This is a genomic window from Kineococcus sp. AC630 (assembly GCF_979255925.1).
In genome coordinates this window covers 119,483-139,258 of the sequence record NZ_CEEDMJ010000003.1, presented here as the reverse complement: position 1 = coordinate 139,258, position 19,776 = coordinate 119,483, and the positions used below count along the sequence as shown (strand labels likewise).

Genomic DNA, 19,776 nt, shown 5'->3' with positions numbered 1-19,776 from the left:
GTGGGGTGCCGCGGGGGAGACCCGCCCGTAGCATCCGGCCGTGCCCACGCAACCGCCCACCGATCAGCCCCGCCGGATCGCCTTCCTCGGTCTCGGCCGCATGGGGCGCGTCCTCGCCGGCCACCTCGTCACCGCCGGACACGACATCCACGTCTGGAACCGGACCCCCGGATCCGACGCGGAACTCATCGCCGCCGGGGCGAGCGCCGCGCGCGACGCCCAGGACGCCGTGACCGGGTCCGAGGTCGTGGTCACCGCCCTGTTCGGGCCCGCCGCCGTGCGCCAGGTCGTGCTCGACGGGCTCGACCTGGCCGCCGGGACGTTGTGGATCGACGTCACCACGATCTCGCCCGCCGACGCCGCCGAGCACGCCGCCTGGGCGCACGACCGTGGCGTCCGCCACGTCCACTCCCCGGTCGTCGGATCGCTGGGACCGGCCGCGAACCGGTCCCTCGGCGTCCTCGTCGGCGGTCCGGACGCGGACGCGGCGCTCCCCTTCGTGTCGCTGTGGGCCGACCCCGAACGCCTGCAGGTGCTGCCCGAGGCGGCCGCCGCCGCGACCGGCAAGCTCGTGGCGAACCTGGCGCTCGCGGTCTCCTTCCAGGGCCTCGTCGAGGCCGTCCGGCTCGGCACGTCCGGCGGTCTGGACCTCGAGCAGGTCCTCACGACCCTCAAGGGCACCGGGCTGGGCCTCATCGCGGGGATGAAGGGGGACAACCTGCGCAGCGGGGAGTTCGGGAACACGCAGTTCTCCGCGGACCTGCTGCTCAAGGACGCCGGGCTGATGCTGGACACCTCGACGCTGCCGCTGCCGTCGCTGACGGCGGCGGCCCAGGCCCTGCTCGAGGCCCAGCGCGCCGGTCACGGTGACGACGACTTCTCCGTCATCGCCCGGCACGAGCCCCGCTGAACTGGTTCCCCACCACCCCGAGCAGTTCCAGGACCTCCGCGGCCGCGGAGCCCTGCGGCGCGGTGAAGAGCACGACCTCCTGGTCCCGGTCGGGGACCAGGAGGACGCTGCAGTCGAGGTCGAGGCGTCCCACGACGGGGTGGTCCACCGCCTTGGTGAGGTGCCGGGTGACGACGACCTCGTCGTCGCGTTCCCAGCGTTCGACGAACTCCGGGCTACCGGACCGCAACTCCCGCAACAGGACCCGCAGACGGCGGTCGCCGGGGTAGCGGGCCAGGGCCGAGCGCAACCGGGCCACGGCGTAGCGGGCGAAGTCCTCACCGTGCGACAGGCCGTAGTGCCGGGTCGCGGGGTCCAGACCCAGGAAGTAGCGGTGCAGCAGGTTCCGCTCCTTCGGCGCGACCGCCGAGAAGTCCTCCAGCAGAGCGGCGGCCAGCGGGTTCCAGGCGATGACGTCGAACCGCGCGTCGAACACCAGCACGGCGGTCCCGGGCAGCCGGTCGAGGAGCTCCCGCACGTGCGGGGGGACGTCGGTGGAGATCTCGTCCGGACGGTCCAGCGGTTCCCCGGCGAGGTCGAAGAGGTGCCCGCGTTCGGCGTCGGACAACCGCAGCGCCCGGGCCAGTTCCGTCAGCACCTGCCGCGAGGGCCGCGAGCCCCGCGCCTGCTCCAGGCGGGTGTAGTGCTCCGGCGAGACGTGCGCGAGCGCGGCGACCTCCTCCCGACGCAGGCCCGGGGTCCGGCGACGGCCCACCGGGAAACCGGCGTCGTGCGGGGCGATCCGTTCCCGCCTGCTGCGCAGGAAGTCGGCGAGTGCTCTGCGGTCCACGCCCCCAGGGTGCGCCCCGGACGCCGACCCAGCCAGGTACGCGGTGTACCTGGCTGTCCCCGTCCGGCCCGCGCACGGTGGGGACATGACCGAGAAGATGTTGCAGGACAAAGTGACCCTCATCAACGGGGCGAGCCGGGGGATCGGTGCCGCCGCGGCCCGGCTGTTCGCCCGGGAGGGCGCGACGCTCGTCCTCGCCGCCCGCAGCGACATGACCGCCCTCGTCGAGGAGCTGCGCGAGCACGGCTCCACCGTCTCGAGCGTGACCGCTGACCTCGGCGACGTCGCGGACGTGCAGCGGGTCGTCGACGTCGTCCTCGAACGGCACGGCCGCCTCGACGCGGCCTTCAACAACGCGGGGATGAACGTCCCCCCGCAGGGCATCGCGGAGTTCTCCGAGGAGGACTTCGACCGGGTCCAGCGGCTGAACCACAAGGGGGTGTTCTTCGCCGTCGCCGCCCAGGTCCGGGCCATGCGCGCCGGCGGTGGCGGCGCCATCGTCAACACCTCCAGCATCGGCGCGCTGCACGCCAACCCCATGTTGCCCGCGTACGGGACGGCGAAGCGGGCCGTGAACTCCCTCACCGCGAGCGCCGCGGTGACCTACGGGCCCGACGGGATCCGGGTGAACGCCATCGCGCCGGGCCTCACGTTGACGGACATGGTGCGGGACTGGGAGGTCGTGAGCCCCGGCATCATCGAGGCCGGGACCGCGGCGATCCCGTTGGGGCGCATCGCCCAGCCGGAGGAGATGGCCGAGGCGGCCTGCTGGCTGCTCAGCGACCGGGCGTCGTTCGTCTCCGGGGCGGTCCTGCCGGTGACGGGTGGTCAGGGCGCCTGACCCGGGAGGGCGGGAGGTCAGAGGGTGAAGGCGCCGGTGAGCTGCTTCAGGCGGGTCGCGGCCCGGGAGACCTCCGAGGCCGTGGTGGCGGTCTGCCGGGCACCACTGGTGGTCTGCTCGGCAGCGGCTGCGACACCGGAGATGTTCAGCGCGATCTCCTGACTGCCGGTGGACACCTCGCTGACGTTGCGGACCATCTCGTTCGTGGTGGCGGACTGTTCCTCGACGGCGGCGGCGATGGTGGACTGCAGGGCGTCGATGCGGGCGATGACCTCGGTGATCTGGCCGATGGCACCGGCCACCTGGTCGACGTCGTTCTGGGTGGTGGCGACGCGGGCGGTGATGGATTCGGTGGCGCGCGCGGTCTGCTGGGCCAGCTCCTTGACCTCACCGGCGACGACGGCGAAGCCCTTGCCCATCTCCCCGGCGCGGGCCGCTTCGATGGTGGCGTTGAGGGCGAGGAGGTTGGTCTGCTGGGCGATCGAGGTGATGAGCTTGACGACGTCGCCGATCTCCTGGCTGGACGTCGAGAGGCGCTGCAGGGTCTGGACGGCACCGTCGACGGCGCCGACGGCGGAGGCCGCCGTGGTCGAGGCGTCGGCGGTGGAGGTGGCGATCTCACCGATGGCCGCGGTCATCTGCTCACCGGCAGCGGCCACGGTCCCGATGTTGGCGCTGATCTCCTCGGCGGCCGCGGAGACGACCTGGGTCTGGGCGGCGGACTCCTCGGCGCCGGAGGAGAGCTGGGTGGCCACGGCGGAGAGTTCCTCGCTGGAGCCGGCCAGGACGTCGGCGGTGGCGGTGATCTCGGTGAGGGTCGCGGTCAGCTTGTCCATGGTCGTGTCGACGGCGTGGGCGAGCTGGCCGATCTCGTCGGCGGCGGGGTGAGCCACGCGCTGGTCCAGGCGACCTTCGGCCAGCCCCCGGACGACGGCCGCCGTCCGCGCCAGCGGGCGGGTGATGGAGCGGGCCACGACGACGGCGATGACCGCGGCCACCAGCAGCGCCACCACACCGAGCCCGACGAGGAGCAGGAACGACTGGCGGTAGCGCGCGGCTCCCAGGGCCGAGGTGGCCTTGGCGTTGTCGACCTCGGCCTTCTGGATGCGGTCCAGCGTGGTGTTGATCCGGGTGGCCAGGGGCAGGATCTCGCTGTCGCGCGCCGCCTTGAAGGCGTCGAGGTTTCCGGCGGTCGCGGCGGCCACGAGGTCCTTGCGGGCCTCGCGGAACGCCGCCAGGTCCGCGGCGAAGGAGTCGCGGTCGGCCTGGGTGGAGACGGGCGAGGTGTCGAGGTAGCCCTTCCACGCCGTGTCGAGCGTGGCGTCGTCGGAGGCCAGCGCCGACTGCGCCGTGCCCAGCGCGGCCGGGTCGGAGGCCAGCGCGGTGGAGGTCAGGTCCAGCCGCGTCTGGGCGAAGGCGTACTTCACGGTCCCGCTGTACTGCACGCCGGGGACGACGACGTCCGACATCGCCGCGATGGTGGACTGCGAGGTGTGCAGGGTCTGCACGCCCAGGCCGACCGCCGCGATCAGGAGGAGGCAGACGGCCCCGAAGCCGAGAGCGAGCTTGCCGGCGATCTTCAGGTCACCCAGTCGTTTGCGCATGTGCATCAGTTCGACGTACCGCACTAGTTGCTTGAGGGTTCAACTGGTGTGACGAGGTCCTGTCACCCGGACGAACCAGCGGACGGCCGTCTGGCCGTGCGCGCCGCCGGGTGAGTGCTCACGGCCACCGCGGTGTCGCCGTCACGGGGTTCTCGTGGCCTCGGGGTCCGGGGCGGGGGAGCGGGTGAACCAGCTCTTCCCGGCGCCCTCCTCGTAGCGCCAGTAGGTCACCGCCACCGGACCGCCCCCCTGCACACGGGTCACGAAGGTGAACCCCTCGTCGAAGACGGGGTTGTGCGCGTACACGTCGTCCTCGACGGCGATCCCGTCCCCGCTCTGTCCCTCCAGCGGGACGAACCGCCACGAGCCGTCGGTCTCGTGGCGGGCGATGACGGCGTCGACGCCGCCGCTCATCGAGCCGCCCTGCAGGTAGACGACGGCGTCGGGGTAGAGACCGCCGGTCAGGTAGTGCCACTCCGGCGAGCGTCGGGGCAGCAGGGGTTCGTCGGCGGTGACGCTCCCCGCCGGCTGGAAGGCCGACCCGTCCCAGGCCCAGAACGAGATCGAGGTGCTGATGTCGTCGGTCGTGCTCGCCAGCACCGCGAGGTCGGGGGAGTCCTGACCCACGGCGGGCGCGAGCGCCGACGTCTGCGCACCCTGCTGCCGGGCCAGCTGCGGCAGGGCCTCCTGCGCTGCCGGATCGGCGACCGGTGCCGTCGTCGTGGGGCTGCTCGCGCTGCTGAGACGGGGGCTGGTACTGGAGGGCTGGACAGCGGGCGAGTCGCCCGACCCGGCGCTGCACGCCCCGAGGGCCACGGTCATCGTCGCGACGGTCAGGATCTGGGTGATTCTCCTGGAGCTCACGTGCAACAGACGCACGGAGCAGCGCGTCTGTTGCACGGAGACGCCGGACAGTCCGGCTCTCGCAGAGGGGGACCGGCATGAGCGAGCACAGGAGGGGAGTCGACGAGGCGGACGTCGTCCGCGCGTTGCAGCGCGCCGGGGCGGCGGAGACCGGGGTCGACGTGAACGCTCTCGCGGCGGGTGCGCGGGGGCGCGCCCGCACGATCCGACGGCGTCGGCAGGGGATGGCCGGCGTCGTCGCGGTCCTCGCCCTCGGGGTGCCGATCGGGATCTCCCAGTGGCCCGGCACGCCGCCGACGAACGTGCCGGTCGCGACGGCGACGAGTGTCGCGTCGATCCCGGACGGTGCGCTGCTGACGGACGCGGACGTCGCGGCGGTGATCACCGGGCTCGAGCCCCTCGACCCGAACGTGGCCCCGAACTACGGCCTGTGCGCCGACGAGACCTACGCCGACACCGCGTCGGTCGTCGACGTCCGGTCGAAGGGCTGGGGGGCGCCGGCGAACGTCATGGTCGCCCCGATCCCGCCCTCGGCCCAGGTGGACGTGCTGCTCTTCCGCGGCCAGGCGGCCCAGGACTGGATGGCCCAGACCCAGACCCAGGCCGACTCCTGCCGGACGGAGGCGTCCGAGTCCGGCCCCTGGACGTTGACGTCGGACCTGGGTCTGGAGGCCGACCAGGTCGTCGCCGGGTCCGCGCAGACGGTCAGCACCGGCGCGGAGTGGACGGCGGCCGTCGTCGCTCGTCGCGGACAGCTCGTCGTCCGGGTGAACATCACCACCCCGGTCTCCACGTCCTCCGAGGCCCTCACGCAGGCCACCGAACTGGCGAAGACCGCCCTCGACAGGGCCGCGGCGCTGCAGGACGCGGGCGGTGCGCCACGATGACCGTGAGCACCCGCAGTGACCAGGAGGTCGCCAGGTTGACCTTCGAGGAGTTCGTCGAGGCCCGTGGTCCCGCGCTGGTCCGCCTGGCGCGCGGGTTGTTGCGCGACCCGCACACGGCCGAGGACGTCGTGCAGGACGTGCTGGCGAAGGCCCTGCTGAAGTGGGGCCGGGTCAGCACGGCCGACGACCCGGTCGCCTACGTCAACCGCATGGTCGTCAACGCCTCGACGTCGTTCTGGCGGCGGGCGGCCCGCCGGGAGCACGCGACGGAGGTCCTCCCCGACGCCGGTCTCGCGGACTCCACGAACCAGATCGCCGACCGGGACGCGCTGCTCGAGGCGCTGCGCAAGCTGCCGACCAAGCAGCGGACGGTCCTCGTGCTGCGCCACTTCGAGGACTACTCCGACGAGCGGATCGCCGACCTGCTCGACGTCACCACGGGCACCGTGCGCAGCAACGCCCACCGCGGGCTCGCGGCGCTGCGCGAACACCTGTCCCGGTGACTCCCCTCAAGCCCTGCGACGGTCCCGCCGATGAGAGGGGAGCAATGCTTCTAGAAGCTTCGTGACTCGGGGGGACCGACGTGTTCGGACGCAAGAAGGGCTCGGCCTCGGCCGGCGGCGCGGCCTTCACCGGCCCCATGCCCCGCGACGTCGAGGCGCTGGAGGCCGTCCTGTCGGCCCTCGACTCCGGCATCACCACCGAGCTCGAGGCGCAGCTGGCCTGCGTCCGGGCGCTCGTCGAGGCGCTGGACCTCTGCTACGGGGCGATCTGGGTCCCGGGTCCCGACGGCCGGTTCCGCCTCGCCGGGGAGGTGGGTTCGCTGGCCCCCGCCCTCGCCGGGTCCCGATCCACGTTGATCACGCCCGGGGAGGGCTGCGGCGGTCGCGCCATCTCGACCCGCGAACCGGTGCAGTGCGACGACACCCCGGACGCCGTGAACTCCCCACGCTGGCACCAGGCCCACGCGGCCGGGGCCGGCAGCGGCGCCAAGGTCCCCATCGTCGAGGACGGCCGAGTCATCGGCCTGCAGGAGTACTACTCCTACAACGAGCTGCCGTTCTTCGGCGGTCGCTCCGAGAAGTGGCGGGCCATCGCCCGCGTCGCCGCGCACGCCCGTCGGCGCGCGCTCGACACCGCGGGCCTGCAGGAGACCCTCAACGACCGGGCCGCCGTGACGTCCGTCGTCTCCAGCGTGGGTGAGGCCCGCAACCAGGAGGGTGCCCTGCGCCGGGCGCTGGAGACGGTGCGCGAGGCCTTCGGCTGGGCCTACGGGTCCTACTGGGCGCTCGACCCCGCCAGCAACACCCTCAAGTTCCAGGTGGAGTCGGGTTCGGCCGGTGAGGAGTTCCGCCGGGTCACCCTCGCCGCGAGCTTCGCCGAGGGGGTCGGCCTCTCCGGTCGCGCCTGGCGGGCCCGTGACCTCGTCTTCGTCCACGACCTCGCCGAGATGACCGACTGCGTGCGGGCTCCCGCGGCGCAGCGTGCCGGGGTGAAGTCCGGGGTCTGCTTCCCGATCGTGTCCGAGGGGCAGGTCGTGGGGACGATGGACTTCTTCACCACCGACGTCATCGACCTCTCCGAGTCCCGCGCCTCGGCGCTGCGCAACGTCCAGCAGCTGGTGTCCCAGCGCCTCGACGTCCTGCGCCGTTCGGAGAACGACGCGGCGTCCTCGGCGGCGCTGCTCGACACCGTCTCCCGGTTGCGCGAGGCCGTCACCGACGCGGGCCGGGTCGCCGACGCCGCCGTCGGGCAGGCCTCGAACATGACCGGCGAGGTCGACGCCCTCACCCAGGCCTCGGCCGCGGTCGGTGAGGTCATCAAGATCATCTCCGCCATCGCCGACCAGACGAACCTCCTCGCGCTCAACGCGACCATCGAGGCCGCCCGTGCCGGTGAACTCGGCCGTGGTTTCGCCGTCGTCGCCAGTGAGGTCAAGGACCTGGCGCGGGAGACGGCGGACGCCACCCAGCGGGTCGCGCAGCAGATCGCCGGGATCCAGGCCTCGAGCAACGCGGTGTCCAGCGGCATCAACGAGACCGCGGCGATCATCCGCGAGCTCGACACCGTGCAGGCCCGCATCTCCGACGTCATCGACGAGCAGGTCGAGATGGCGACGGTCCACGGGCGCAGCTGACGCCCCCCAGAACCCGCCGCGCTGCTGTCCGCCCTGAGCGGACAGCAGCGCGGCGGTCCCAACTCCGGGCGTAGCTTCACGAGGGTTCCCTCGCCTGGAGGTTCCCGTGCCGAAGCTGACCCTCGTCCCGACCCGCGCCTCCCGCGACCGGGTCCGTCGCCGCCCGGATCCGTTGCTGCGCCACGCGATCGGCGCGGTCCTGCGCACCGAACGCCTCGAGCAGCACCGCACGCTCTCCGACGTCGCGGTCGGGGCCAGGGTGTCGCTGCCGTACCTCTCCGAGGTGGAGCGGGGGCGCAAGGAACCTTCCTCGGAGGTGCTGGCCGCGATCTGCTCTGCCCTGGAACTCCCGCTCGCGGAACTGCTGCAGCGCACCGGTTCCTACGTCACCGACGTGACGAGCACGACGGCCTTCGCCCCCGCGTCCGCCGCGCCCACGGTCTCCCTCTCCCTCGTCGCCTGACGACCCGCTCTCACGCGGGGAGCGCCGGGGACGGGGTGATCACCCGGTCGGCGACGCCGTAGGCGACGGCTGCGGCGCCCGGCAGGACGAGGTCGCGGTCGAGGTCGGCGCGCAGCCGCTCGACCGGGTGACCGGTGTGCCGCGCGAGGACCTCCTCGATCTCCGAGCGGATCCGCAGCACCTCCTTCGCCTGGATCTGCAGGTCCGCGGCCGTTCCCTGCGCGCCGCCCGACGGTTGGTGCAGCAGGACCCGTGAGTGCTCCAGCACCGAGCGCTTCCCCGGGGCGCCCGCGGCCAGCAGCACCGCGGCCGCCGACGCCGCCTGCCCGACGCAGAACGTCGCCACGTCCGGCTGGACGAACTGCACGGTGTCGTAGATCGCCATCAACGCCGTCGCGGAACCGCCGGGGGAGTTGATGTAGAGGTTGATCTCCGCCGTCGGCGACTCCGAGGCGAGGTGGACCAGCTGGGCGATGACGACGTTCGCGACCCCGTCGTCGATCTCGCCGTGCAGGAACACGATCCGGTCCGACAGCAACCGGCTGAACACGTCGGAGGTGCGTTCCCCGCGGGCGGTGGTCTCGACGACGTAGGGGATCGGGTAGCTCATCTGCGCAGCCACGTCACAGCCCCACCTTCCGGGCGCTGCCCAGCCGGACGTCGGTGACCCCCGTGACGACGTGGTCGACCATCCCGTACCGCCGGGCCTCCTCGGCGGTGAACCACCGGTCGCGCTGGGAGTCGAGCTCGATCGTCTCGACGTCCTGACCGGTGTGCTCGGCGATGAGGCGCTGCATCGTCGCCTTGGTGTGGGCGAGGTTCTCCGCCTGGATCGCGATGTCGGCCGCGGTGCCGCCGATCCCGCCCGAGGGCTGGTGCATCATGACCCGCGCGTGCGGCAGGGCGTAGCGCTTGCCGGCGGTCCCCGCGCAGAGCAGGAACTGCCCCATGCTGGCGGCCATCCCCATCACCAGCGTCGAGACGTCGTTGGGGATCAACCGCATGGTGTCGTAGATCGCGAGCCCGGCGCTGATCGAGCCCCCGGGGGAGTTGACGTACAGCGCGATGTCGCTCTTCGGGTCGTCGGCCGACAGCAGAAGGAGCTGCGCGGCGACGCGGTTCGCGATCGCGTCGTCGACCTCCTGACCCAGGACCACGATGCGTTGGAACAGCAGGCGTTGGGACAACTGGTCGTCGAACGGGCCGGCCAGGGTGGTCGTGCTCATCGGTGCCTCCCTCGGTGAGTGGATGACTCCACCGTCGGCCCGCCCCGGGCGTGCGGGAAGGGGTTTCTGCCGGTAGGAGATCCACCACCGGCGAACGCGGTGGGGGTGGTGCGGGTGCCGTTCGGCGTGCGGGGTGAGCGCCGGTGGAGGACGGTGGGGCCCTTCGACCTGGAGGTCCACCGTGTCCGATCAGCCGTCCGTCCCGCAGGACGTCAGCACCGTCGCGAAGCTGCTCAAGGGCAGCCGCACCGCCTTCCTCACCACGAGCGACCTGGACGGGAGGCCGATCAGCCGTCCCATGGCCGTCCAGCAGGTCGACTTCGACGGGGACCTGTGGTTCTTCGCCGAGCGCACGTCCCGGAAGTTCGAGCAGTTGGCCCGCAACCCCCTGGTGAACGTCACCGTCGCCACCGACAGCAGCTGGGTGTCGCTGACCGGGAAGGGCATGCTGGTGGTCGACCCCGCCCGCAAGGCCGACCTGTGGAACGCGGTCGTCGAGGCGTGGTTCCCCGACGGGAAGGACGACGTGGACGTCGTCCTCCTCCACGTCACGGGGGAGTCGGCCGAGTACTGGGACACGCCCGGTGGTCGCATCGCCTCGCTCGTCAGCTTCGCCAAGGCGAAGGTGACCGGTCAGCCGTACTCCGGTGGGGAGAACGAGACCGTCGAGCTCTGAGCGATCAGGGTCAGTGGGCGATGACCGGTGCCGCGTCGGGATCGATCGAGGGAGCCCCGCGGCGCAGCAGCAGCACCGTCACGACGGCGCCGACGGCGAAGAAGCCCGCTGACCACCAGAACGCCGTGTGGTAGCTCGCGACGGCGGCGTGCGCCGCGTCCGCCGCCGTCGGGGCACCGGTGACGTTCTCGCCCAACCAGTTCGACGCGGCGCTGCCGGCGAAGGCGGACAGCAGGGCGGTCCCGATCGAGCCGCCGATCTGCTGGGACGTGTTCGCCATCGCCGAGCCGACGCCCGCGTCGGAGGCCTGGATGCCCAGGGTCGCCGTCGCCATGGCCGAGGCGAACACGAAACCCAGACCGAGCCCGGTCACCAGCAACCCGGGCAGGATCGCCGAGGCGTAGGCGGAGTCCACGTCGATGCCGGTCAGCCAGACCATCCCGAGCGCGGCGAGGAGCAACCCCGTCGGGGTCAGGGGTTTCGGCCCGAAGCGCGGCATCAGCACCGAACCCACGACGCCGGCGGCGACGGAGATGGCCGCGATCATCGGCAGGAACCCGAGGCCGGTCTGGACCGGGGAGTACCCCAGCGTCGAGGTCATGTAGTAGGTCAGGAACAGGAAGATGCCGAACATCCCTGCGCCGACGACGGCGATCCCGATGAGCGCCCCGCCGCGGTCGCGGTCGAGGACGACGCGCAACGGCAGCAGCGGGTGTTCCGCGCGGGACTGCCACCAGCAGAACACGGCGAGCAGCACGACCCCGGCGGTGAGGAAGCCCCAGGTGGACGGCGCGGCCCAGCCGTTCGACTCCGCACCGGCCAGGCCGTAGACGACCCCGACGAGGCCCAGGATCGCGAGAACCGTTCCGGCCCAGTCCAGCACGGGACGGTCGGGGGACTTCTCGTGCGTGAGCAGCAGCGCGCCCGCGATCACCGCGACGACGGCGAGGACGACGTTGATGTAGAGGCACCAGCGCCAGGACAGGTGCTCGGTGAGGATCCCGCCGAGGAGCAGGCCGATGCCGCCGCCGGCGCCGGAGACGCCGCCGAAGATGCCGAACGCCTTGGTGCGGGCGGCGGGATCGGTGAAGGTGGTCGTCAGCAGCGACAGGGCCGCGGGGGCGAGCATCGCCCCGAACGCACCCTGCAGCGCGCGGGCCACGATGAGCAGGCCGAAACCCTGGGCGGCACCGCCGAGGGCCGAGGCGAGACCGAACCCGACGAGCCCGACGAGGAACATGGGTTTGCGCCCGACGAGGTCGGACAGCCGACCGCCCAGCAGGAGGAGGCTGCCGAACGCCAGCGCGTAGGAGGTCACCACCCACTGGCGGTTCTCGTCGGAGAACCCGAGGGCCTGCTGCGCGGTCGGGAGCGCGATGTTCACGATGGTCGCGTCGAGGACGACCATCAGCTGGGCGAGCGACAGGACCGCCAGCACGATCCACTGCGCCTTGCCGGGGGCCGCGGTCACGGCCACGTGCGCGCCGTCGCCGGGCGTGCGGGGACGGGGTGTCCGGGCTCCGTCCGCGGTCGTCGCGTCCGGTCGCGCGAGGTGGCGACCCTGCTCGGTACTGCTCATCCTGGGGTTCCTCCAACTCAGCGGAGACGACTTCTCCGCTTCACGTCGAGGGTACCAGCGAAAAGGGAGAACACACCTCCGCTTCGGCGTAGGATGTGACCGTGGACACCGACGACACGCTCCAGCGACCGCTGCGCCGCGACGCCGAACGCAACCTCCGGCGCGTGCTCGAAGCGGCCGTCGAGGTCTTCGCCGAGCGGGGCCTCGCCGCCACCCTCGACGACGTCGCCCACCACGCGGGTCTCGGGGTGGCCACCGTGTACCGGCGCTTCGCCGACAAGGACGCCCTGGTCGAGGCGCTGTTCGAGGACCGCATTCGCGCGCTCGTCGGTCTGGCCGAGACCGCCTGTGCCGCAGAGGATCCGTGGGACGGTCTGGTCGCCTACCTGGAGGCGGCGAGTTCCCGGATGGCCGCCGACCGGGGCCTGCGCGACGCGGTCCTCTCACCCGCGCACGGTCAGGTCGGGGTCGCCCTCGCCCGCGCCGAGCTCGGGCCGCTGGTCGACCGGCTGACCGCGCGCTGCCGCGAGGCCGGGGTCCTGCGACCGGACGTCGCGGGGACCGACGTCGCCACCCTGCTGCACGCCGTCCAGGCGGCGGCCCAGATCGGCGGCACCGTGAGCCCCGAGCACTGGCGACGGACCCTGGGCGTCCTGCTCGACGGACTCGCCCCCGCCCGCGACCGCCCCCACCGGCTGCCCGGAGCGCCCCTGTCGGAGGAGGAGTTCCACGAGGCGATGACCCTGCGGCCGCGACGCTAGACCGTGCGCTCAGGCCTTCCAGCCGCCGTCGGAGAACAGCAGCTGCGCGTTCATCCACCCGCCCTGCTCGGAGAGCAGGAACGACACGAGGTTGGCGGTGTCCCGCGGGGTACCGCCGCGGCCCAGCGGGTTCCGGTCGAGGACGCTCGCCCGCAACCCGTCGTCCATCCAGCCGGTGTCGACGGGGCCGGGGTTCACGACGTTCGCCGTGATCCGCAGCTCCTGCAGTTCCCGGGCGGCGGCGAGCACGATCCGGTCGAGCGCACCCTTGCTCGCGCCGTAGGGCAGGTTGTGCACGGTGTGGTCGCTGGTGAGGGCCACGATCCGGCCCGCGCCGGGCTCTCCCCGGTAGCGGCGGGCGAACTCCGCGACGAGCAACCACACGGCGCGCGCGTTCACGGCGACGTGCCGGTCGAAGCTCTCCACGGTGGTGTCGAGGATCGAGGAGTCCACCGATTCGCAGTGCGCCATCACGATGGCCGTCACCGGCCCCAGCGCGGACTCGACCGCGTCGAAGAGTTCCGCGGGAGCCTCGGGCCGGCTCAGGTCGGCTTCGACGGCCACCGTCGTGGCACCGTGCGCACGCAGCTGCGCGTGGACCTCGTCGGGATCGTCCTCCTGGCGGCCCCAGGGCATCCGGTCGTCGTAGGCGGTCCAGTGGCTGGTCGCCACGTCCCACCCGTCCGCGGCGAGGCGTGCCGCGATCCCCGCCCCGATGCCCACCCGTCGTCCGACACCCGTCACGAGAACCACCGGTCGCTGGGCCACCCGGTCACTGTGGCGGAAACCCCCCACCCGCGGGCAAGGGGTTTCCGCGCGAGTCACTGCTGGTAGTGCTCGACCTCGCTGACCGGCCGGGCCTCGGCCGCGTCGGGGCTCTCCCCGGCGTGGCGACGGGCGTCACGCTGGCGCAGCAGGTCCCAGCACTGGTCGAGGGCCTCCTCGGCGGCCTTCAGCTGCGCGTGCTCCTCGGCGGCGGTCAGTTCCCCGGACTGCAGCGCCTGCCGCAACCGGTGCTCCTCGGCCACGAGGTCGTTGATCTTGACGTGGATGTCGTGCTCGTTCACAAGGGTCTCCTCTCGGTCGGAGGAGATCATCCCGCCTCGGCGTCGCGATCGCGAGCCCCGCACGCGGACGAGCACGGGGTCAGCCCCGGTCCACGCGAGTGGACCGCGGACCAGCTGGGCCAACTCCCCCCGCGTGGACGTGCAGAACTACTAGCATCCACGCGTGCAGTCACCTGATCAGCTGGTCGACGAGGACGTCGACGCCGTGCTCGCGGGGTCCCGGGCGGTCGTGAGCATCAGCGTGCGTTCGCTGGCCGACGCCCTCGAGTCCCTGACGCTGCAGCAGTACCGCGTGCTGGTGCTCATCTGCAGCCGCGGGCCGTTGCGCAGCGGCGCGCTCGCGGCCGCGATCGGCGTGCACCCCTCGACGTTCACCCGCGCCGTCGATCGGCTGGTCACGGCCGGCTGGGTGACCCGCGAGGACAACCCGGACACCCGCCGCGAGGTCCTGGTCGCGCCGACGGACAAGGCGCGCGTGCTCGTGGGGCAGGTGCTGGACCGGCGGCGCACGGAGTTCGAGGAGGTCCTGGGCCGTCTCGGCGCGGAGGACCGGGCCGTCGTGCGCGACGGGTTCGCCCGGTTCGCGGCGGCCGCCGGCGACGTCGACGTCCCCGACGCCACGGCGCTCGGCTACGAGGGCTGAGGCTGCGTCTCCCGCACGTCCACCGTCACCGGACGGTGCGCCTTCGTCTGACGTCGGCCGTGGTGGCGGCGGCAGAGGACCTCGTACTCGACGGTTCCCACGTCGCCCACGTCGAGGGTCCCCTCGGGGTGCCCCCCGTTGACGACGTCGCCCACGACGACCTGCTCACCGGCCACGACCATGACCCCGTCGACCGTCCGTGCGTTGTGGGTGGCCCGTCGCCCGCACCAGCACAGCGCTTCCACCTGCGGGACCTGCACCCGGTCGGCGAGCTCGATGAAGCGGGCCGAGCCGGGGAAGAGCCTGGTGCGGAAGTCGGCGGTGATCCCGAACGCGAAGACCTCGATGTCGAGGTCGTCGACGAGGCGCGCGAGCTGCTCGACCTGCTCCGGGTCGTAGAACTGGGCCTCGTCGCAGACCACGTAGTCGAGGGGTTCCTCGGCGTGCCGGCGGCTCACCTCGGCCCAGAGGTCGGTGGTGTCCCCGACCTCGAGAGCCGGCCGCGCGAGACCGATCCGGCTGGAGATCGTCGCCGTGCCCGCCCGGTCGAAGCGCGTGAAGAGCAGTCCCCGACGTCCCTGGACGCGGTGGTTGTGATCCGTCTGCAACGCCAGCGTCGACTTCCCGCAGTCCATCGTTCCCGAGAAGAACACCAGTTCAGCCACGAGGGGCCATCTTGCCGCACCACCACGCCCCACCCGCTCCGCTGGGACGGGTGGGGCGCGTGAGGTGGGGCGTCAGGCGTCGCCGGCGGTGACGGCCTGGGCCTCGGCGGGGGTGTGCGGGGCGGGGTCGTCGTGCACGACGACGAGGTGGCGACGCCCGCTCTGCAGCACGACCAGCCCGACGAGGACGCCGACGCCGCCGAGGACGAAGGGGGACCAGTCGGTGAAGACCTCGCCGAGCTCACCCGCGGCCCAGGCGGCGATGGCGCCGCCGATGAACCGGACGAAGGAGTAGGCGGCCGACGCCGTCGAGCGCTGGACCGGCGAGACCTCCATGACCAGCTCGGTGACGATGGTGTTGTTCACGCCGAGGAAGAGCCCCGCGACGATCGTCCCGATCACCAGGACGGCCTTGTCGTGGACGAACACGGCCTCGAGCAGCAGGACGACCGCGAACAGTGCGAGCATCGCCGTCACCACGGGGACCGTTCCGAACCGGCGCTGCAAGCGTGGGGCGATGGCCACCGAGGCGATCGCCAGGCAGAGGCCCCACCCGAAGAACACCAGCCCCAGCCGGATCGGTGAGGAGATCTCGAGGGCGAACGGGGTGTAGGCGAGCAGGGTGAAGAAGCCGAAGTTGTAGAGGAACGCCATCGCCGCGACCGTCCGCAGGCCCTTGTGGCCGAGCGCCCGGATCGGGTCGGTGATCGACACCTTGACGGCGGGTTTCGGGGTGGCGGGGAGCAGGGTGACGATGGCGACGAAGGCGATGGCCATCAGGACGGCGGTGCCGAAGAACGGTCCGCGCCAGGACACCTCGCCGAGCAGGCCACCGACCAGCGGACCGGTCGCGATGCCGAGCCCGAGCGCCGCCTCGTAGAGGATGATCGCGTTCGCCATCCCGCCGCTGGCGGCACCGACGATGGTGGCCAGGGCGGTCGCGATGAACAGCGAGTTCCCCAGTCCCCAGCCCGCACGGAACCCGACGATCTCGCCGATGGAACCGGAAGACCCTGCGAGAGCTGCGAAGACGACGATGAGGACGAGGCCGGTCATGAGGGTCTTCTTGGCCCCGAACCGGCTGGAGACCCACCCGGTGAGCAGCATCGCGAGGCCGGTGATGCCCAGGTAGGACGTGAACAGCAGCAGCGTCTGGGCCTTGGTGGCGCCGAGTTGTCCGGCGATGGCCGGCAGGATCGGGTCGACGAGACCGATGCCCATGAACGAGACGACGGCGGCGAAGGCGACGGCCCAGACCGCGATGGGCTGCTTCAGCAGTCCGGGTTTCACATCGGTGTCGGAGGACGACACGGGAATCCTTCCAGGTGGTGTCAGCGGGGTGCGGGGACGCCTGCGCGGACCGACCTCGAGAGCCCCTCGACGAGTTCGGTGACGCGGGCGAGTTCGGTGAGGTCGTCGGGGCCGAGGTCCCCGACGGCGCGGACGAGGGGTTCGCGGAGCAGGACCCGGTGCCGCGCGAGTTCGTCGCGGCCGGCGGGGGTCACGGCGACGAGCACCGCCCGGGCGTCGTCGGGGTCGGTGCTGCGGCTCGCGAGGCCCGCGGTAGCGAGGCGACCGACGAGGCCGGTCATGCTCGGCTGGGCGCAGTGCTCGAGCTCGGCGAGGCGGCTGACGCGCAGCGGGCCGTGCCGGTCGAGGTTGCCGAGGACCCGGGCCTGGGTGAGGGAGAGGCGGGTGTCGTCGGCGGCCGCGGTCACCGCGCGGGTCAGGTCCGCGCAGGCGAGGAGCAGGCGCTGGGCCAGGTCCTCACGTACTTGCATAGGGACACTATATGTCGTTCTCGGTGGGTCGTCGAGCCGGGAACGAGACGGGTGAGGTGACACGCGAGCACGCAGCGTGGTGAGCTTGTCCGGTGAGTGACGATCAGCCGGTCGAGCCGACCGACGAGGACGCCCAACGACGCCGTCGGGACGACCGGCGCAGTCTCATCGACCTGACCCGCGTCGAACGGGGCGAGCCCGAACGGCGCCGGCTACCCGGCGTCGAGCGCCGGGGACCCGACGAGGAGACCCCCGACGACTCAGCCGGAGAGGGCTGAGAACGCCTCCACGTCGCGGATCTGCCCGGAGACGATGATCACGTCCTCGGCGGCGAGGACGGTCTCCGGGGTGGCGTAGGTGAACCCCGTGCCGGGGGAGTGGTGCGCGACGACCGTCACGCGGTAGGTGCTGCGCAGCCGCACCTGCCCGAGGCTCTTGCCCACGATCGGGGCGGGCGGGGTCGTCTTGACCATGGCGAAGCCGTCGTCGAACTCGATGTAGTCGAGCATCCGGCCACGCACCAGGTGGGCGACCCGCAACCCCATCTCGTGCTCGGGGCGGATCACCTTGTGGGCCCCGAGCTGCGTGAGGATCCGGGCGTGGGACTCGCTGATCGCCTTCGCCCACACGTTCCGGATCCCGAACTGCAGCAGCAGCGACACGGTGAGGATGCTCGCCTCGAGGTTCGTCCCGATGCCCACGACGGCCCGGTCGAACTCCTGCACGGACAGCTGCCGCAGTGCCTCCTCCTTGGTGGAGTCCGCGACGACGGCGTGCGTCAGCGAACTCGCGAGCTCGTCGACGAGGGCCGGGTCGTTGTCGATGCCGAGCACGTCGACCTGACCGTCCTCCATGAGCTCCAGCGCGAGGGACCGTCCGAACCGGCCGAGGCCGATGACGACGACGGAACGGGGACTCGCCAGAGCCGAGCGCTTAGCCAATGATCGGTCTCCCTTCGGGGTACTCGTACATGCGGGTCCGTTCGCGCAGCGCGAGGGCTGCGCCGAGGGTGATCGGCCCGAGCCGGCCGATGAACATCAACAACGCCAGGATGACCTGCCCGGAGTCGGGCAGCTGCACCAGCAACCCCGAGGAGAGCCCGACGGTGGCGAACGCGGACACCACCTCGAAGACGACCATGTCCAGCGGCGCACGGGTCATCTCGACCAGGAGGGTGGTCGCGACGACGACCACCGCGACGGAGACCAGGGCCACGGTGAGGGCCTGGCGCACCACCCGGTCGGGGACGCGACGGGTGAAGATGCTGACCGTGGGCTCGCCGCGGGCCTCCGCGTACACCGCCACCGCGAGCAGCGCGAACGTCGTGACCTTGATGCCGCCCGCCGTGCTCGCGGACCCGCCGCCGATGAACATCAGGACGTCCATGACGAGCCACGAACCCCCGTTCAGCTGGGTGATGTCGACGGAGTTGAACCCCGAGCTGCGGGTCGCCGAGGCCTGGAACAACCCGGCCAGCGGGCGGGCCCACCAGTCCAGCGGGCCCAGCGTCGCGGGGTTGCGCCACTCGTTCACGGTGAGGAAGAGCGTCCCCAGGACCAGCAGCGGGACGGTGGTCGCGAGGGTCAGCTTCGTGTGCAGCGACCAGCGCCGCGGCAACCGGAACTGCCGTCTGAGCTCGAGCAGGACGGGGAAGCCGAGGCCGCCCAGGAACGAGGCGACGACCACCGGCAGGCACATCCACGGGTCGCTCACGAAGTCGGTCATGCTGTTCCCGCGCAGCACGAACCCCGCGTTGTTGAAGGACGAGATCGCCAGGAACGTCCCCTCCCACAACGCCGAGGAGAAGGGCCGCCCGTACCCGAGGAACAACCGGGCGGAGAGGACGACGGCGGTCAGGAGTTCCAGTGCCACCGAGACCCGCACGACGCCGAGCAGGACCGTCCGCACGTCGCCGAGGTCCAGCCCGCGCGACTCCGTCGCCGTCAGGAGGCGCGAGCGCAGCCCGAGGCGACGTGAGGCGAAGACGCCCAGCAGCGAGGCGGACGTCATGATGCCGAACCCACCGATCTGGGCGAGGGCGAGGATGACGACGAGCCCGAAGTTCGACCAGTGCTCCCGGGTGTCGACGACGACGTGGCCGGTCACGCAGAGCGCGCTGATGGCGGTGAACAGCGCCTCGACGAGCGTCGCGCCGCCCTCACCGCGCCGGGAGACGGGGATCAGCAGCAGGACCGTGCCGACCGAGGCGACGGCCGCGAAGGCGAGCGCCACGATCTGGGCCGGGTGGCGCATGATGCGCGGTCGACGCGGGGAACTGGCGTCCACCGGCAGGGCCTCCGCTTGCGTCGATCGCACGACGCGGGCGCGTCGACCGGGTCAGGCTACCCAGGTCCTAGTCCTCGCCGGGCACCTCGAGCAGTTCCAGGAGGTCCGCGCGGCCGAAGAACCGCGCCGCCTCGAGGGCGTTGGGCGTTCCGAGGTAGGGGTCGGCGTCGGCGGCCACGAGGGCGGCGACGACGTCGCGTTCGCCCTTGAAGACGGCGCCGGCCAGCGGGGTCTGGCCGCGGGCGTTCACCCGATCGGGGTCGGCGCCGCGTTCGAGCAGCGCGATCACGGTGCGCGGGTGCCCGTGGTAGGCGGCGAGCATGACGAGGGAGTTGCCCTCGCTGTCGGTCGAGTTCACGGGGATGCCGAGGTCGAGGTATCCGCACAGTTCCCGGGCCCGGCCGTTGCGGGCGTGCTCGAAGACGCGGTGTGCGAGTTCGAGGGCTCGTTCTTCGCCCTCGTCGGCCGGTCCGACCGGGTCGGTCCGGGGTGGCCCGGCGGGGGTCTCCTCACGGCGCTCCGTCACGCCACGAGGGTAGGACGGGGGCAGGTCGGAG

24 protein-coding genes are annotated in these 19,776 nt (G+C 72.2%); 10 read left to right on the top strand and 14 right to left on the bottom strand.

From position 1 onward, the window contains the following. Positions 1-40 precede the first annotated feature (40 nt). Positions 41-910: an NAD(P)-dependent oxidoreductase gene (locus AC0I8G_RS04370; RefSeq protein ID WP_471728829.1), complete on the top strand. Its 870-nt coding sequence runs from the start codon at positions 41-43 to the stop codon at positions 908-910. On the opposite strand, the gene AC0I8G_RS04365 is transcribed toward AC0I8G_RS04370, so the two are convergent. Beyond that, entirely contained in the window at positions 885-1,739 is an 855-nt protein-coding gene (locus AC0I8G_RS04365) for a helix-turn-helix transcriptional regulator (protein ID WP_471728828.1), read from the bottom strand. The two genes, AC0I8G_RS04370 and AC0I8G_RS04365, sit on opposite strands and share 26 nt — an antisense overlap. A gap of 85 nt (positions 1,740-1,824) precedes the next feature. Between AC0I8G_RS04365 and AC0I8G_RS04360 the strand changes: the two genes are divergently transcribed. Further along, a complete protein-coding gene (locus tag AC0I8G_RS04360) occupies positions 1,825-2,580 on the top strand; it encodes an SDR family NAD(P)-dependent oxidoreductase (RefSeq protein ID WP_471728827.1) in 756 nt (251 codons plus the stop codon). 17 nt (positions 2,581-2,597) lie between these two features. Here AC0I8G_RS04360 and AC0I8G_RS04355 read toward each other — a convergent pair whose 3' ends face one another. Then, positions 2,598-4,184, bottom strand: coding sequence for a methyl-accepting chemotaxis protein (locus tag AC0I8G_RS04355; protein ID WP_471728826.1), 1,587 nt, complete (start codon positions 4,182-4,184; stop codon positions 2,598-2,600). A 141-nt stretch (positions 4,185-4,325) separates the two neighbouring features. Then, positions 4,326-5,048 (bottom strand): hypothetical protein, encoded by a 723-nt coding sequence (locus tag AC0I8G_RS04350; protein WP_471728825.1) that lies wholly within the window; start codon positions 5,046-5,048, stop codon positions 4,326-4,328. Between the two features lie 77 nt (positions 5,049-5,125). On the opposite strand from AC0I8G_RS04350, the gene AC0I8G_RS04345 reads away from it, so the two are divergent. The 4 genes from AC0I8G_RS04345 to AC0I8G_RS04330 all read left to right on the top strand — a co-directional run bounded on the left by AC0I8G_RS04345 (position 5,126) and on the right by AC0I8G_RS04330 (position 8,535). Continuing rightward, positions 5,126-5,935, top strand: coding sequence for a hypothetical protein (locus tag AC0I8G_RS04345; RefSeq protein WP_471728824.1), 810 nt, complete (start codon positions 5,126-5,128; stop codon positions 5,933-5,935). Between the two features lie 2 nt (positions 5,936-5,937). Beyond that, positions 5,938-6,438 (top strand): SigE family RNA polymerase sigma factor, encoded by a 501-nt coding sequence (locus AC0I8G_RS04340; protein WP_471728823.1) that lies wholly within the window; start codon positions 5,938-5,940, stop codon positions 6,436-6,438. An 80-nt stretch (positions 6,439-6,518) separates the two neighbouring features. After that, a complete protein-coding gene (locus tag AC0I8G_RS04335) occupies positions 6,519-8,072 on the top strand; it encodes a GAF domain-containing protein (protein ID WP_471728822.1) in 1,554 nt (517 codons plus the stop codon). A 106-nt stretch (positions 8,073-8,178) separates the two neighbouring features. Next, positions 8,179-8,535 (top strand): helix-turn-helix domain-containing protein, encoded by a 357-nt coding sequence (locus AC0I8G_RS04330; RefSeq protein WP_471728821.1) that lies wholly within the window; start codon positions 8,179-8,181, stop codon positions 8,533-8,535. A gap of 10 nt (positions 8,536-8,545) precedes the next feature. On the opposite strand, the gene AC0I8G_RS04325 is transcribed toward AC0I8G_RS04330, so the two are convergent. Together AC0I8G_RS04325 and AC0I8G_RS04320 are read right to left on the bottom strand one after the other, a co-directional pair. After that, entirely contained in the window at positions 8,546-9,145 is a 600-nt protein-coding gene (locus AC0I8G_RS04325; protein ID WP_380262015.1) for an ATP-dependent Clp protease proteolytic subunit, read from the bottom strand. Between the two features lie 13 nt (positions 9,146-9,158). After that, the gene (locus tag AC0I8G_RS04320) at positions 9,159-9,761 is read right to left on the bottom strand and encodes a ClpP family protease (protein ID WP_328293327.1); all 603 of its coding nucleotides are present in this window, start codon (positions 9,759-9,761) and stop codon (positions 9,159-9,161) included. Between the two features lie 181 nt (positions 9,762-9,942). Here AC0I8G_RS04320 and AC0I8G_RS04315 point away from each other — a divergent pair, with 181 nt between their 5' ends. Continuing rightward, positions 9,943-10,437: a pyridoxamine 5'-phosphate oxidase family protein gene (locus AC0I8G_RS04315; protein WP_471728820.1), complete on the top strand. Its 495-nt coding sequence runs from the start codon at positions 9,943-9,945 to the stop codon at positions 10,435-10,437. Between the two features lie 10 nt (positions 10,438-10,447). Here AC0I8G_RS04315 and AC0I8G_RS04310 read toward each other — a convergent pair whose 3' ends face one another. Further along, positions 10,448-12,016 carry an MFS transporter gene (locus AC0I8G_RS04310; RefSeq protein WP_471728819.1) on the bottom strand — a complete coding sequence of 523 codons (1,569 nt, stop codon included), beginning with the start codon at positions 12,014-12,016 and terminating at the stop codon, positions 10,448-10,450. Between the two features lie 101 nt (positions 12,017-12,117). On the opposite strand from AC0I8G_RS04310, the gene AC0I8G_RS04305 reads away from it, so the two are divergent. Next, on the top strand, positions 12,118-12,777 hold the full coding sequence (locus AC0I8G_RS04305) for a TetR/AcrR family transcriptional regulator (RefSeq protein ID WP_471728818.1): 660 nt from the start codon (positions 12,118-12,120) through the stop codon (positions 12,775-12,777). Positions 12,778-12,786: 9 nt separating this feature from the next. Here the strand turns inward: AC0I8G_RS04305 and AC0I8G_RS04300 are convergent, their stop codons facing one another. Further along, positions 12,787-13,545 carry an SDR family oxidoreductase gene (locus AC0I8G_RS04300; protein ID WP_471728817.1) on the bottom strand — a complete coding sequence of 253 codons (759 nt, stop codon included), beginning with the start codon at positions 13,543-13,545 and terminating at the stop codon, positions 12,787-12,789. A 53-nt stretch (positions 13,546-13,598) separates the two neighbouring features. Next, complete coding sequence (locus AC0I8G_RS04295) at positions 13,599-13,844, bottom strand: DUF2630 family protein (protein WP_328293322.1); 246 nt, start codon at positions 13,842-13,844, stop codon at positions 13,599-13,601. Between the two features lie 163 nt (positions 13,845-14,007). Here AC0I8G_RS04295 and AC0I8G_RS04290 point away from each other — a divergent pair, with 163 nt between their 5' ends. Then, positions 14,008-14,487, top strand: coding sequence for a MarR family winged helix-turn-helix transcriptional regulator (locus AC0I8G_RS04290; RefSeq protein ID WP_380160341.1), 480 nt, complete (start codon positions 14,008-14,010; stop codon positions 14,485-14,487). Here the strand turns inward: AC0I8G_RS04290 and AC0I8G_RS04285 are convergent. The 3 genes from AC0I8G_RS04285 to AC0I8G_RS04275 all read right to left on the bottom strand — a co-directional run bounded on the left by AC0I8G_RS04285 (position 14,475) and on the right by AC0I8G_RS04275 (position 16,933). Continuing rightward, the gene (locus tag AC0I8G_RS04285; protein ID WP_380261636.1) at positions 14,475-15,152 is read right to left on the bottom strand and encodes a thymidine kinase; all 678 of its coding nucleotides are present in this window, start codon (positions 15,150-15,152) and stop codon (positions 14,475-14,477) included. The genes AC0I8G_RS04290 and AC0I8G_RS04285 overlap by 13 nt on opposite strands. A gap of 72 nt (positions 15,153-15,224) precedes the next feature. Next, the gene (locus AC0I8G_RS04280; protein WP_471728816.1) at positions 15,225-16,463 is read right to left on the bottom strand and encodes an MFS transporter; all 1,239 of its coding nucleotides are present in this window, start codon (positions 16,461-16,463) and stop codon (positions 15,225-15,227) included. Between the two features lie 20 nt (positions 16,464-16,483). Beyond that, positions 16,484-16,933 carry a MarR family winged helix-turn-helix transcriptional regulator gene (locus tag AC0I8G_RS04275; RefSeq protein WP_471728815.1) on the bottom strand — a complete coding sequence of 150 codons (450 nt, stop codon included), beginning with the start codon at positions 16,931-16,933 and terminating at the stop codon, positions 16,484-16,486. A 92-nt stretch (positions 16,934-17,025) separates the two neighbouring features. On the opposite strand from AC0I8G_RS04275, the gene AC0I8G_RS04270 reads away from it, so the two are divergent. Next, positions 17,026-17,211, top strand: coding sequence for a hypothetical protein (locus AC0I8G_RS04270; RefSeq protein WP_471728814.1), 186 nt, complete (start codon positions 17,026-17,028; stop codon positions 17,209-17,211). Here AC0I8G_RS04270 and AC0I8G_RS04265 read toward each other — a convergent pair. Genes AC0I8G_RS04265 through AC0I8G_RS04255 form a run of 3 tightly spaced genes read right to left on the bottom strand, consistent with a single transcriptional unit; the run spans position 17,194 to position 19,745 of the window. After that, complete coding sequence (locus tag AC0I8G_RS04265; protein WP_380261628.1) at positions 17,194-17,874, bottom strand: potassium channel family protein; 681 nt, start codon at positions 17,872-17,874, stop codon at positions 17,194-17,196. The two genes, AC0I8G_RS04270 and AC0I8G_RS04265, sit on opposite strands and share 18 nt — an antisense overlap. Beyond that, positions 17,867-19,249 (bottom strand): TrkH family potassium uptake protein, encoded by a 1,383-nt coding sequence (locus AC0I8G_RS04260; protein ID WP_471728813.1) that lies wholly within the window; start codon positions 19,247-19,249, stop codon positions 17,867-17,869. Before AC0I8G_RS04260 ends, AC0I8G_RS04265 begins: the two co-directional genes overlap by 8 nt. A gap of 37 nt (positions 19,250-19,286) precedes the next feature. Next, complete coding sequence (locus tag AC0I8G_RS04255) at positions 19,287-19,745, bottom strand: ankyrin repeat domain-containing protein (RefSeq protein ID WP_380261624.1); 459 nt, start codon at positions 19,743-19,745, stop codon at positions 19,287-19,289. Positions 19,746-19,776 lie beyond the last annotated feature (31 nt).